This is a genomic window from Microcoleus sp. AS-A8 (genome assembly GCA_039962225.1).
GTDB lineage: Bacteria > Cyanobacteriota > Cyanobacteriia > Cyanobacteriales > Coleofasciculaceae > Allocoleopsis.
In genome coordinates this window covers 373,631-387,209 of the sequence record JAMPKV010000001.1, presented here as the reverse complement: position 1 = coordinate 387,209, position 13,579 = coordinate 373,631, and the positions used below count along the sequence as shown (strand labels likewise).

Below are 13,579 nucleotides of genomic sequence, written 5' to 3'. Positions count from 1 at the left end.
GCAATCCTAAAAAATAAACGTCTTTCCTGATATTGGCTTTTAAGTTAGAAGGAAAAAATAGGTCAGGTTACAGTCGGCTAAATATCTGTAGAAAGCAGTTAGAGGAATAAACCTTAATAAGATATATCTCTTTTCGAGTTTTTTTAGGCGTGAGTTATTAATTTTTGCCCAAATTAATTGGGTATTTTGTCAACTCGTTAGCGCAGCGAGTTGCGGGGCGTGCTTCGACCAATTGTTGTTTTAAGGATAGGAGTTCACTGAGAGTGAAAAGCACACCTTTGTCTGTCTGTACAGGTTTATTGCTATCCCTAACTTTGAGTAATCCAGTAGTTGCTCAAGTCCAAAATCCGGAAGATATTACCCCGAAATCAACAGCTTCAGCGGTGGACTTGCGGATTACGCCTCGCCTAGGAGTGGGATACAGTACTTCTGGCGGAGGTTACGATGGTTTTACTCGCTTCGAGGGTTTTGTGCCGCTACTACAAAACCCTGGTACGAACCTGACGTTCCTAGAAGGGCGGCTGCTGTTAGATAATAGTGCTGATTTGGGTGGTAACCTGCTGTTGGGCCATCGTCTCTACAACTCCGAGTTAAACCGCACGTTTGGTGGTTATGTCTCTTACGACAATCGCAGCACGGGTAAAAGCAGCTTTAACCAATTAGGATTAGGCTTGGAAAGTCTGGGCAAAGTTTGGGACTTTCGAGTCAATGGCTATATCCCTCTGGGCAATAGCCGCAAGTTGGTGAGTGAGACGGGTTTTGATACAGGTTTACAGGCGAGTGGTACCCCTTTCTTCCAAGGCAACTATTTAATTACACAGGCAATCCGAGAAAGCCAACAAGTCCGGCGTTATGAAGCGGCACTGGGGGGATTTGACATTGAGGCAGGAGCCAAAATTGCCAAGCTAGGGGATAGTGGCGATTTACGTGGCTATGGTGGAGTGTACTATTACGGTGGTAAAGGCACTGACTCTGCTCTGGGTTGGCGTGTAAGGCTGGAAGCGCGTCCTACAGACAACCTGAACATTGGCGTAGCGGTGCAAGATGACCGGATTTTTGGCACGAACGTACTGTTTAATGTGGGAGTTACCTTCCCTGGAACTCGTCCCAAGAGATTCAAGAATGAATCGGAATCGGTTGTCGCCCGATTGGGAGAATCCATCTCGCGCACCAACAGTATTGCTGTCGATTCCCAAACCGAAGCGACATCGTTTAGCCAAAACGTCACTGTCGCGGCAACCAATCCCCAAACGGGTGCTCCTTATGTGTTCCAACACGTCAATTCAGGGCAAGCGGGGGGAAATGGTACGATTGAAAATCCCTTTGCTGCCATTGAAGCGGCTCTTGGTGCCACCCAGTCTGATGGCAACAGTATTGTTTATGTAAGCTCTGCGAGCAATTCTCCCGCATTATCCAGCTTTCAGATTCGGGATGGAGTGCAGGTATTATCGAGTGGACCGATACAGGAAATTCTCACCAAGGAGTTTGGTTTAGTACGGCTTCCGGGTTCAGGCAGTGGCAATGTGTCGAATGTGGCGGGAACCGTCACGCTGGGAAATAATACCGTACTATCGGGGTTTGCGATCGCATCCACCAATACTCCTGGAATTGAAGCCAGGAATATCAGCAATGCAATCATTCGCGATAACACTGTCACCAGTACCGCCCAAGGCGTCCGCTTGGAAAATGTCACGGGAACGGTAACGTTAACCAATAACAACATTACGAGTACCGGTGAGGCAGCCCTAGAAGCGACTAACATCAATAATGCCAGCATTAGCCAAAGCAGTTTTTCCAGTACCAATTCCGCGACGAATGGCATTACTCTGAATGGCGTCAGTGGTAACTTGGATGTGACGAACAGCACGCTGACGGTAATTAATCCCACGATTAGTGGACTCTCGGCGCAGAATATCACGGGTACCGTAAATATCGCTGCCAACAGTGGCAGTCAGATTAACACCAGTGGTAGTGCCGTCGGCATCTCCTTAAGAGAAAGTACGGGTAGTGTCAACCTATCGGGATTACAAGCTAATTCTACCGGTGGGGCTGTGTTGGAAGCGACTAATATCAACAACGCCAACATTAGCCAAAGCACCCTCAGCAGTACCGATTCCGCCACGAATGGCATTACCCTCAATGGTGTCAATGGCACGGTGGATGTATCCAACACAAGTGTCAATGTCACCAATCCGACGGGGAATGGGATTTCGGCAGAGAATGTTACAGGTACGGTAAATATCGCTGCCAACAGTGGCAGTCAGATTAACACCAATGGGACGGCGGCTAGTCTTTCTTTGAGAGAAAGTACTGGAAGTGTTAACCTATCCGGATTACAAGCCACGGCAACCGGTGGGGCAGTGTTGGAAGCCACCAACATTAACAACGCCAACATTAGCCAAAGCACCCTCAGTAGTACCAATTCTGCCAGCAACGGCATTACCCTCAACGGTGTGAGTGGTACTGTTGGGGTAAGCGATACGACGGTTAATATCACCACGCCTGCACAAAATGGTATTTTAGCTAGCAACATTACAGGCACCGTTAACCTCAACGCCAAGGCGGGTAGCACCATTACTACCAATGGCACCGAGGCAGGCATTGCCCTAGAGCAAAGTACAGGTAGTGTGAATCTATCAGGATTGCAGGTGAATAGTACAGGTGGAGCCGCACTGGAAGCGACTAACCTGAATGAGGCCAATATTAGCCAAAGTATCCTTAGCAGTACCAATTCTGCAACCAATGGCATCACCCTCAATGGTGTTAGTGGCAGAGTTGATGTATCTAACAGTACTGTCAATGTCACCAATCCCACTGGGAATGGGATTTCCGCAGAGAATGTGACAGGAACTGTCAACATCGCTGCTAACAGTGGCAGTCAGATTAATACTAATGGCACGGCGGCTAGTATCTCTTTAAGAGAAAGTACTGGCAGTGTCAATTTATCAGGACTACAAGCCACGGCAACCGGTGGCGCAGTGCTGGAAGCGACTAACCTGAATGAGGCCAATATTAGCCAAAGTATTCTTAGCAGTACCAATTCTGCAACCAACGGCATTACCCTCAATGGTGTCAGTGGCAAGGTGGATGTATCCAACAGTAGTGTCAATGTCACCAATCCGACAGGAAATGGGATTTCCGCAGAGAATGTGACGGGAACTGTCAACATCGCTGCTAACAGTGGCAGTCAGATTAATACCAATGGCACGGCAGCTAGCCTTTCTTTGAGAGAAAGTACGGGTAGTGTCAACCTATCGGGATTACAAGCCACGGCAACCGGTGGGGCAGTGTTGGAAGCGGCTAATATCAACAACGCCAACATTGCTCAAAGCACCCTCAGCAGCACTAATTCCGCTACTAATGGCATTACCCTCAACGGTGTCAGTGGTACTGTTGGGGTAAGCGATACGACGGTTAATGTCACCACGCCTGCACAAAATGGTATTTTAGCTAGCAACATTACAGGCACTGTCAACCTCAACGCTAATGCGGGCAGTACCATTACCACCAATGGCACGGAGGCAGGTATTGCCTTGGAGCAAAGTACGGGTAGTGTGAATCTATCCGGATTGCAGGTGAATAGTACAGGTGGGGCGGCTTTAACTGCCACGAATGTGAACAATGGCAGCCTCACTCAATCTACGCTGACGAGTACTAATTCCGCGACGAGTGGTCTTAGCTTCTCCGGCGTTAGTGGTATTTTTGATGTGAATAACAGCACCATTACAGTTGCCCAACCCACGAATGATGGTATTTCAGTGGTTGATTCTACTGGAATTGTTAGCATTGCTGCTAATCCAGGGAGTCTGATTACCAATGCGGTGAATGGTGTTCGGATTAACAATGTTTCAGGGGGATTGACTGCGTCTGGATTGGAAATTGTGGATTCTAGCCAAAACGGTATTTCTGCAACCAATAGCCGCAATCTCACGCTGCAAGGGAACACAATTAGCAATAGTGGTGTTGATGGGATTAACTTAAATGAAGTGACAGGCAACATCACGATTGCTAACAATTCGATTACCAATTCGGTTAACAATGCGATTCAATTCACGAATACAACTGGTCAGACTGAGTTGAGTGTTTCTAACAATCAAGTTACCAACGCAGGCACTATCAATGGATTCGATGGAATCAGCATTGCCACAGCCGGTGATGCTGTATCGACGTTGACCTTTTCGGACAATCAGTTTACGAATGTTGGTGATAGGTATGCTTTTTACCTAGATACTAACGGTAATTCTTCCTCGAATTTCATCTTCTCTAATAATCAGGTTACTAGCAGCCCTGGAGTTATCGGTGGCGTCGTTTTAGAGAATAATGCACCAGCAAGCCGATTGTGCCTACAAATGAATGGAAATACCAGCAGTGGGGCAAGCTTTGTTCAATATGCCCTCAGTAATAATGGCAATTCACAGTATCAGGTTGTTGATTTGGCAAATGTAGCCGTCAATAACACGGGTAGTCTTCAATTCTTCGGAGGGCCTTTTACTAGCGTGCCAGTTTGTCCTGCACCTTAAGTTGATTGAGCCCACCTTTAAACAAGGTGGGCTTTTTCGAGGCTTTTCTGGAAGCTATTAACACCGCTGAAATAGCTATCTATTTGCTTTATTTTCGGCGTTCTTGCAATTTACGATAAACCTCTTTCACATCAACATCATGGTGGGCTAACGCGACAAGGGTGTGATAGAACAAATCGGCAACTTCAGAGGCGATCGCATCCTTATCGTCATCCTTACAAGCCATTACCACTTCGGCAGCTTCTTCACCAATTTTTTTAAGAATCTTATTATCGCCCCCAGCAAACAGCTTACAGGTATACGAGGTTTCAGTGGGGTTGTCTCGGCGATCGCAAATCACGTCAAACACCTGTGACAAGGTATCGGCTGGGGGAGCGGCTTTTGTCCCATCCACTTGATGGAAACAACTCCGTTCTCCTGTGTGACAGGCAATATCGCCAATTTGCTCGACGGTAACCAGTAAGCAATCACTATCGCAATCATAGCGGAGCGATCGCACTTTCTGGAGATGACCTGAAGTTTCTCCTTTATGCCACAGTTGGGAACGCGATCGGCTCCAAAACCAGGTTTCCCCCGTTTCCAGGGTTTTCTGTAACGACTCCTGATTCATCCACGCCATCATCAAGACAGTACCATCCAAATAGTCTTGTACAATTGCCGGCACTAATCCCCGCTCATCGTAGCGAATTTTATCCACGGGGATGGCTTGGTGTAAGGAATTCGATTCAGAAGCAGACAACATAGGGAGGGATGACCCAAGCAATGACTCTTCCGTCCACGATACCATCTCGTGAGGTCGTCAGGCTGGGAGTTAGTGATGTGTCCAGCGATCCAAAGAACTCAGCACCGGAAAGGTTATAGATTTCAACAGCATCTCCACGGACTCCCATCAAAACTTCGAGTTTGTCATTGATTATTTGATAGATCCTATTTCTGGAATTTTGCTGAGTGAGATAATCAACTAGCATAGGCATTCACAACAAGGTGTACCCTTATCCCCAGATAGACCTTGAAACGTCCTACTTACGGAGACAACCTTGGTTAATACCACAATTAAAACGACCAAATCAGAAGAAATCTTCGCCGCTGCCCAAAACCTGATGCCAGGAGGTGTCAGTTCCCCCGTCCGGGCGTTCAAATCGGTGGGAGGACAGCCCATTGTTTTTGACCACGTCAAAGGAGCCTACATTTGGGATGTAGATGGCAACCAGTACATCGACTATGTGGGTACTTGGGGGCCAGCCATTTGCGGTCATGCTCACCCAGACGTGATTTCGGCTCTGCATGAGGCTCTGGAAAAAGGCACTAGCTTTGGAGCTCCCTCTGCGCTAGAGAATGTGTTGGCATCGATGGTGATTGATGCTGTCCCTAGCATTGAAATGGTGCGGTTCGTTAATTCCGGAACCGAAGCCTGTATGGCTGTTATCCGGTTGATGCGGGCGTTTACTGGACGTGACAAAATTATCAAGTTTGAAGGCTGCTATCACGGTCACGCGGATATGCTCCTAGTTCAGGCCGGTTCTGGCGTTGCGACGTTAGGCTTGCCCGATTCCCCTGGTGTTCCCAAGTCTGCGACTAGCAATACCGTAACCGCTCCTTACAATGATTTGGAAGCCGTAAAAGCGCTATTTGAATCCTCTCCGGATGAAATTGCCGGTGTGATTTTGGAGCCAGTAGTCGGGAATGCTGGTTTTATTCCTCCAGATGCTGGGTTCCTCGAAGGTTTACGAGTACTAACCCAAGAGTATGGTGCTCTGCTGGTGTTTGATGAAGTGATGACAGGATTCCGCATTGCTTACGGCGGTGCTCAAGAAAAATTCGGCATTACGCCTGATTTGACAACACTGGGCAAAGTCATCGGTGGTGGATTACCGGTGGGAGCTTACGGCGGACGTAAGGATATTATGTCAATGGTTGCACCCGCAGGCCCCATGTATCAAGCGGGTACGCTTTCGGGTAATCCCCTAGCGATGACAGCAGGAATTAAGACGTTGGAGTTGCTGCAAAAACCGGGCACCTACGAACAGCTCGATCGCATTACCAAGAAGCTATCAGACGGTTTGCTACAAATTGCCAAGGAAACCGGTCACGAAGTCTTTGGTGGACAAATCAGTGCCATGTTCGGCATGTTCTTCACCGGTGAACCCGTGCACAACTACGCAGATGCCAAAAAGTCTGACTTAACCAAGTTCAGTCATTTCCATCGTGGAATGTTGGAGCATGGTGTTTACTTGGCACCGTCTCAGTTTGAGGCAGGGTTTACTTCCCTAGCTCATACGGATGAAGATATTGACCGCACACTGGAAGCGGCACGCGAGGTTCTATCGAGTTTGTAATTTAATTAGGAATTTCGACTCGATTTATCGATGAAAAATCTCAAATTAGCCATCTGAAGATTAATTTCTCCAGAGATATGGGTAGGGGCGAAACATTCGTGGAAGAAGCCTGGAAAGCGAACTAGATTTACTGTCACGAATGCTTCGCTTTTATTGTTTCCCCAGAGGGATTAAAGAGGATTAAGGTTAAGCCGAAATTGCTAACAAATTGGATAGCTTATCAGGAAGAGACGAAGCCTCATGCATCCATGTGCGGTCTATGGACTCGACTAACTCGATAAAAAAGCAGCGCTCACCTCAGCCTAAACTTAGTTTGCTGCTTGAGGTTTAGTGACGTAGACAAATGTTTTCCAAAGTAGCGCTCAACTCTACTACGCGAAGAAGGAGAGTTAGCCGGAGAAGTCTGTCGGAAGAGAAGTAAGGGAATACTGAGGAAGCCAAGAAAGATTACGGTTGCCGCCGTAACCCAAACCAACAGACGTGAAGGTCGATAATCACCTCGCTCAATTTGCCAGAAGACTTGGTTGTAACGCCACACGGCTAGGACAATGAAGATGATGCCGATAATCACAAGACCAATACCCAGGCTTTGGGAACTGATGAAGGAGTGGGTTGGCAAGTCTTTCTCGTTGAGACGAGTTTGCAGTTCATGCAGAAATAGGCCAAAGCGAGCGATCGCAAAACCGAACCCAATCAAGGAAATAGAGGTACGCATCCAAGCGAGAAATGTCCGTTCATTAGCTTGATGCTCTCTCTGGCGGTCAATTTCTGGCATTCTCGCCCTTTGTTCACTGCTTGAAAATTAGCTTTTTTGCTCAAGAGCGATCGCACAGATTGACTGGGATTGTAGTTTTGAGTCTGAATAGATTGGTGTTAAGCCAATTCGCTCATGAATCTCCAACAATCCCACAGCTATTCATGCCAAACGCTCTAACGATAGTTAGTAAATTGCAGTGCTACAGGAAAATCCTCCTGTTTCAATCGCTGCATAACTCCTTGTAAGTCATCTTTAGAGCTACTCGAAACTCTAACCGCATCCCCTTGAATGGAGCCTTGTACCTTTTTGAATTCGTCACGAATCAGCTTAGTGATTTTCTTGGCTATTTCCTGACTAATTCCTTTTGTGAGCTTAATTTCTTGGCGGACGCGATTACCGCTAGCGGACTCGACTTTGCCGTAGTCAAAGATTTTCTGCGAGAGGTTGCGCTTCGCCGCTTTGGTTCGGAGAATCGTATGAACGGCTTCTAGAGTGAATTCGCTATCTGTATTGACAGTAATGACTTCTTCACCTAATTCGACCGTAGTTTTTGTGTCTTTTAGGTCATAACGGCTGCTGATTTCCCGAATCGTTTGGTCTACCGTGTTGACCAATTCTTGTCGGTCAAAGTCGCTGACAACATCGAATGAAAATGTGGAAGCCATAAAGGAAAGAAGTTAAGAATCGTTCGTTTATTACTAACAACTAACAACCAACGGCTTAAAGTTCAAGACGGGAGTTTTGGTTGATCTCCAAAGCTTAGAGTAACTTGATGGGGTTATTGGCACTCAGTAGGCTTAAGACGAACAGAGTGCCGCTACAAGCTGAGCCGATGGCGAACATTAGCGATCGGGCTAAGGGGATGTCAAGGATATAAAAAACCGAGTATAGCGAGCGGGCAATGACAAAAGCGATCGCCGCTCCCACAGCTAAGGACGAATTTTGTCCCGTCACATAAGCCATCAGTGCCGCCGCCGTGAAAATCATAAAGGCTTCAAACGAGTTCTGATGTGCCCAGGTCGCTCGCTGAGCATAGGGAGGTAACTTGTCAAACATCGCACGCGGCGCACTCAGGTCATATCCGACTTGGACACGCCCAGATGCTACGACCAGAAACGGCAGATAAATTAGTGCTGCCGCCGCGACAATACAGTAAAGCAGAATTACAGAATCCTGTAGATTCATAATTTAGTCAAAGTAAAACAGAGTGACAAGCTTGCGCTGCTCTTCTGCATCTTCGCAAGTTTTGAGCAGGGTTCGGCTGTCATGAAACGCAAAGCAAATGAGCTGCTGACACCGGGAGACAATTTCCTGATTGCACAGCGCACTCGCTTCACTGAGGGACAGATTATCGTTTTCTGAATTTTCCACCAAATGCATCACCAGCTCCAGCTGCTTGCGTGATTCTCGTGGCTGACGTTCTAGGCTTTGGGGCAAAATCACAGTGAGTAAGCTGGGGTCAGCACGCATGGCACCGCGAATTGCGGCGGCGTTTGTGCCGGTAGCACCAGAAGTGATGAGACGATTACCCTCTAGAACTAGGGCGTAGCTCATCATCTCAATGAGGTTTTGATGGGTGATGGGAACGTGACGCGACCCTAAAAGCGCAATCCGCTTAGAACCCGTTTGCTGGATTGTCGCAAGCTCTTGCGCTAATGTATCGACACCGACGATGTCTACTGATTGAGTCAAAGATGCCGTTTTTTAGCTGAACAACCCAGCTATTCTAGCAGAAGCCGTCGCCCTTAAGACGCACTAATTTAGGTTTTAGTTTCGGATCGCCCATCAAAATCCGTCAATTTTTTTTATTTGTGTTTTGCATGATGTCTGTGCTAACATTCTAAATTGTGTTCGGACGCATAGCTCAGTTGGTTAGAGCACTACGTTGACATCGTAGGGGTCACTGGTTCGAGTCCAGTTGTGTCCATTTACGTAAATATGCTCAAAATAATGACTGACTGTCACTACAACCATAAGTTGAGCAAAATGCTCACTTTATGCTTGTAATTCGCTCTGCTCAACTTATGCTTGTAATCGGTCGAGTGTGAAGCAGTAGTTTTTCAACTTGATTGAGTAACTATCTGCTTACCTACTCAGTTCAGATTGTAATTCCTGCAAGGTTACCCGGAGTTGTTTGTTGCGTAAGTCTCCTGGTTTGGTCATTAGTTCTGATACACGACCTTCAGAGGGATACACATTCTCTTTATGGAGCTTGACCGCAATCTGCCGCAGTTCCTCACAGGATTGCTCTATGTTTTTCTGATGGGCGGTTTTCCTGTAGCAACGGGATTTAGCAGAAATGGCGCGACACAAGTCAGGAAAGTGCCGATAAATTGTCCGTCTGTCATATTCCAAGCGTTCAGCCACCTCTTTCATTGTCAGTGGCGGCTTCTCATCACTGGCAAGCGTTGCTTGTAGAGCCTCTTCTACTTTGTCTGAATCGAATGACCTGGGTGATACTCTTTTGTTGTGTGATTGCTCAGGAGATGTCTGTAGGCTTATCTTCAACGGTTTAGCTGCCACCTTTTCGGGTCTCAGGAAGTCCAACAACGATATCTCTAGGCAGTAACAAATTTTCAGGAGAACGTCCAGTTGGGGTAAAGCTTTCCCCGTATGCCACATCCATACGGTATTTTTAGGAATTCCTAGACGACTAGCGAAGGCGGCGATATTCCCTTGAGTAACAAGGTTTATCGCTGCACACATGCCTTTCGCTACGTTTTCTCTCGACAGTGTAGATGAGAGGCTATGTACGGCAGTAATCAATTCTCCTATGCTACCCGCTACCCAGATTTCCTTTTTTAAGTCCTCTGGCGATAAGTTACTACAAGCAAAAGAATCACAAACGCTTCCTAACCATTTGCCACAAATTGAACAGTACCCAGAACGTGAGTGCCACTCTAGCAGGGGAGGCTGCTTGTGACAGTGAGGACAGTATAAGCAAAGGGATTCATGGTGTTGGGGACATACCCTGACTGTCTCGATTGCCCACAGGAGAGGCTCATAAACAACTTGCCTCGATAAGCGCCACTTTTGATAGCAAGCAGGACACCAAGCCTTGTAAGCACGGAACAAACCTCGTGGTGGCAGGATGGAAGCGCAATTGAGCAGAGTCAGAAAGCATAAATCATTCCGAAGCGTTAACGTTTCCAGAGCTTGGACAAAATCCATTGCTATATCTCCGGTGCCGTTCACAGCTCTAGCGCGATCAAACAAGGCTCGTAACCTTCTGCTGGAAAGTCTTTTAGCAAAAACTTTCTTCAGATAGGGCGTGATTTCCTTGGATATCAACACACTGGGGAATACGCTATGAGACTCTGCTAATCGAGCAATGTAGCTCGTTAAGCTTTCTACGAAAGGAGTTCCTACTCCTACAGGTGCTAAATGATAAAGACGGCTACGTTTAGGTAACTGAGGCTTTTCTATACTCCATAATTCTTCAGGATGAGGGTCAACTATCATCTTAATTTTTAAATTCACTAAACTGTTATTCACGAAAAGTTTTAGATTTACAAAGAAACTATAAGTTATTTTGAATGAATCGATTTCGTTTAGTCAGTTACTTTAAAATGAATTATCTTTTCTTCAAGGATTTTAAATCTTATCTCTATAACATTCTATTGCACTCTTAAAAAACCAAAGAAAATGAGTCATGTTAACTGAGGATTATCCCTATCTAGACTTAGTTTTTTCCCTAACAGGTCAAAGCCTTCCTCTTGATAATGGCTACATCGTCTATTCAGCTCTTTCCCGTATCTGTCCTGCTATCCATCAACTAGATAACATCAGTATTCATCCTATCGCAGGCATTCCCGAATCCTCAAAAGAACTTCGTCTCACGCAACGTTCAAAGTTGCAAATACGCCTGCCTGTAGACCTAATTCCCTTTATCTATGAATATCTAGCTGGACAAACTTTCAGTATTGGTCAAAACCAATTTCAATTAGGCATTCCTGAATATAATCCTTTACATCCCTTTCCAGACTTATACTCTCGTCTTGTTATAATTAAACGTTTTCAAGAACCTCAGCGCTTTTTAGAAGCCGCCAAACGTCAACTAGAACGCTTAGGTATTCAAGGAACTATTAATCTTTCCACTAGAAGCAACGGTCAACCCCAGTGCCGACAGCTTATAATCGAAAATAAGGCTGGAATCTTTCCTGTGCGGGGGTTTGGGGTGCAAGTAACGGGCTTGAGTGCAGAAGACTCAATCACCCTACAAAAATACGGTATGGGTGGAAAGCAGAAGATGATGTGTGGCGTGTTTGTCCCTTCACGGTGCAACCAGAGGGAAAGGGAATGACAACAACCACACAACCCAAAATTCACCTCACTCTCAAGGGTTCGGATACAACTATCATGCACCGTGCGGGCATGGCGGGATTATGGATGACTCTAAAACAACTAGAACGTCAATTTCCCACCCCTGCAAATCGTCCAGGCAATCTATCTTGGTTGCTGACTAACAGTAGTATCAGTCTTGACTGGCAAGGGCCAGATTTCCAAGTTTTAGATTGGTTACTCAGACAATCCTTTCAGATTAATGAAAAAGGACTGATTAGTTTAACTGGCTTGGATTCTTCATCAATGGAGCTGATGAATCAAATCCATCTTCATCAAGCTATAGGAGCCACTTTTTTACGGCACAATCAATTTTATAAATCAGGAGAGCGAACCTCTGAATCTTTGAGTGTTGATGGTATTAAAGAAAGGCTGATATATAAAAAAATAGAATGGTATGTCCATCAGACTTTTGCTAATCAGCTTTGTGACACGACAGGGCAACTACTAAAAGATTACATTCAGATTGTCAGTTGGATTTATCCAGGAGCAACAGTTCGTCATGCAATATTGGAGAAATATAATAAGCTAGAAGAAAAAGTAGAATACGCCCTAGCTTTACTTTTTTTACCTCTTGTCTGTCAATATTTTATCTGGCATTCTAACTCTTCAAGATTTGATACAAAACAAGCCGCCCAATATATTTTTGTAATTCCTGAAGTTACCAATTTACCAATTGCCGCTCAACGATGTTGGGAATTGCGAAGATTAGATTATAAAGATTTCCATGTAACAAGTTGGGGAGAAGCTGCATTAAAATACTACAGTTATGACCAAATTGAGAACCCAAATGAGTATCACGAAGTTTGCCAAGCATTGTTATACAAAAAATTGAATAAAGGCTCAAAACAAAGAAGTTTAACAGATATTCAGGATATAGAAATTGAGTCAAAAACCATCCTGACTTATCAATTAATTGATAAATTTTTTCAAAAAAATAGAGTTTTCTGCGATGGGTTAACTTTGATTGTTAAAGTCAATCTTATTAAAGGAATGATTTCTGACAACCTAATCAAGGGCGTACCTTGGTGGTCAGATTTTTGGGTAATTTTTAATCAAAATACATTAGGAAATTTACCTCAAGAACTGTTTTATAACCAAGAAGGTTTACGAAGTATGATGGAAACCGATAAGGAAATGGAAATCTATAAATCTTTTATCAGAGCTTGCCATGAAGCATTAAGAAAAATATATGGCAAAATTTACAGTCGCGCTAAGGAAGGAGAAGCTCCTCGATTTGAGCGAGAATATGAACGAATTAGAGGAGAACTGGGGCGATGCTATGACCAGCAATCCTTTAACGATTTTCTGTCTGATTTTCTCTCCAGAGCAGGTCTTAATTCTGCATTATACGACCAGTGGGAATCTATATTACCCCTTTTGACGGGGCAAATTTCTTGGGAAAAAGCTAGGAATTTAGTATTGATTGCTTTAGCCAGTTATAAACCAAGCCAAAAACCATCAGAAGAATTTAGTCAAAAGTCTGAGTTAACTCCAGAAAGTCAATTCTAGATTAATCAATGTTATGTACCAGTTATTCGGAAACCTATTAACTCACTATGGTTCTGCCTCACTGAATCATGGACAATCAAAAGGAAATGTGTCTTTTATCAAGACACTTTTGT

Annotated in this window: 11 protein-coding genes and 1 tRNA gene; 5 read left to right on the top strand and 7 right to left on the bottom strand. The window is 45.1% G+C overall.

Features of this window, described 5'->3' with window-relative positions; all coding sequences use genetic code 11:
* Positions 1-263 precede the first annotated feature (263 nt).
* Positions 264-4,520, top strand: coding sequence for a right-handed parallel beta-helix repeat-containing protein (locus NDI48_01490; GenBank protein ID MEP0829875.1), 4,257 nt, complete (start codon positions 264-266; stop codon positions 4,518-4,520).
* A gap of 88 nt (positions 4,521-4,608) precedes the next feature.
* Here the strand turns inward: NDI48_01490 and hisIE are convergent, their stop codons facing one another.
* Complete coding sequence (hisIE, locus tag NDI48_01485; GenBank protein ID MEP0829874.1) at positions 4,609-5,259, bottom strand: bifunctional phosphoribosyl-AMP cyclohydrolase/phosphoribosyl-ATP diphosphatase HisIE; 651 nt, start codon at positions 5,257-5,259, stop codon at positions 4,609-4,611.
* Positions 5,246-5,410: a hypothetical protein gene (locus NDI48_01480; GenBank protein ID MEP0829873.1), complete on the bottom strand. Its 165-nt coding sequence runs from the start codon at positions 5,408-5,410 to the stop codon at positions 5,246-5,248. The genes hisIE and NDI48_01480 overlap by 14 nt, the downstream gene beginning before the upstream one ends.
* A gap of 147 nt (positions 5,411-5,557) precedes the next feature.
* Between NDI48_01480 and hemL the strand changes: the two genes are divergently transcribed.
* Positions 5,558-6,856: a glutamate-1-semialdehyde 2,1-aminomutase gene (gene hemL, locus NDI48_01475; protein ID MEP0829872.1), complete on the top strand. Its 1,299-nt coding sequence runs from the start codon at positions 5,558-5,560 to the stop codon at positions 6,854-6,856.
* A gap of 292 nt (positions 6,857-7,148) precedes the next feature.
* Here hemL and NDI48_01470 read toward each other — a convergent pair whose 3' ends face one another.
* From NDI48_01470 to NDI48_01455, 4 genes are all read right to left on the bottom strand, one after another.
* On the bottom strand, positions 7,149-7,631 hold the full coding sequence (locus NDI48_01470; GenBank protein MEP0829871.1) for a DUF202 domain-containing protein: 483 nt from the start codon (positions 7,629-7,631) through the stop codon (positions 7,149-7,151).
* Positions 7,632-7,786: 155 nt separating this feature from the next.
* On the bottom strand, positions 7,787-8,278 hold the full coding sequence (locus tag NDI48_01465; GenBank protein ID MEP0829870.1) for a YajQ family cyclic di-GMP-binding protein: 492 nt from the start codon (positions 8,276-8,278) through the stop codon (positions 7,787-7,789).
* A 94-nt stretch (positions 8,279-8,372) separates the two neighbouring features.
* Positions 8,373-8,798, bottom strand: a complete 426-nt coding sequence (locus NDI48_01460) for an MAPEG family protein (GenBank protein ID MEP0829869.1) — start codon at positions 8,796-8,798, stop codon at positions 8,373-8,375.
* 3 nt (positions 8,799-8,801) lie between these two features.
* Positions 8,802-9,305 (bottom strand): DNA recombination-mediator protein A, encoded by a 504-nt coding sequence (locus tag NDI48_01455; GenBank protein MEP0829868.1) that lies wholly within the window; start codon positions 9,303-9,305, stop codon positions 8,802-8,804.
* A gap of 161 nt (positions 9,306-9,466) precedes the next feature.
* Between NDI48_01455 and NDI48_01450 the strand changes: the two genes are divergently transcribed.
* Positions 9,467-9,540 (top strand) — tRNA-Val (locus NDI48_01450).
* Between the two features lie 158 nt (positions 9,541-9,698).
* Here NDI48_01450 and NDI48_01445 read toward each other — a convergent pair.
* Positions 9,699-11,075, bottom strand: coding sequence for a TniQ family protein (locus NDI48_01445; GenBank protein MEP0829867.1), 1,377 nt, complete (start codon positions 11,073-11,075; stop codon positions 9,699-9,701).
* A 190-nt stretch (positions 11,076-11,265) separates the two neighbouring features.
* Here NDI48_01445 and cas6 point away from each other — a divergent pair, with 190 nt between their 5' ends.
* Positions 11,266-11,916: a type I-MYXAN CRISPR-associated protein Cas6/Cmx6 gene (gene cas6, locus NDI48_01440; protein ID MEP0829866.1), complete on the top strand. Its 651-nt coding sequence runs from the start codon at positions 11,266-11,268 to the stop codon at positions 11,914-11,916.
* Entirely contained in the window at positions 11,913-13,466 is a 1,554-nt protein-coding gene (gene cas8a1, locus NDI48_01435) for a type I-MYXAN CRISPR-associated Cas8a1/Cmx1 (protein ID MEP0829865.1), read from the top strand. The genes cas6 and cas8a1 overlap by 4 nt, the downstream gene beginning before the upstream one ends.
* Positions 13,467-13,579 lie beyond the last annotated feature (113 nt).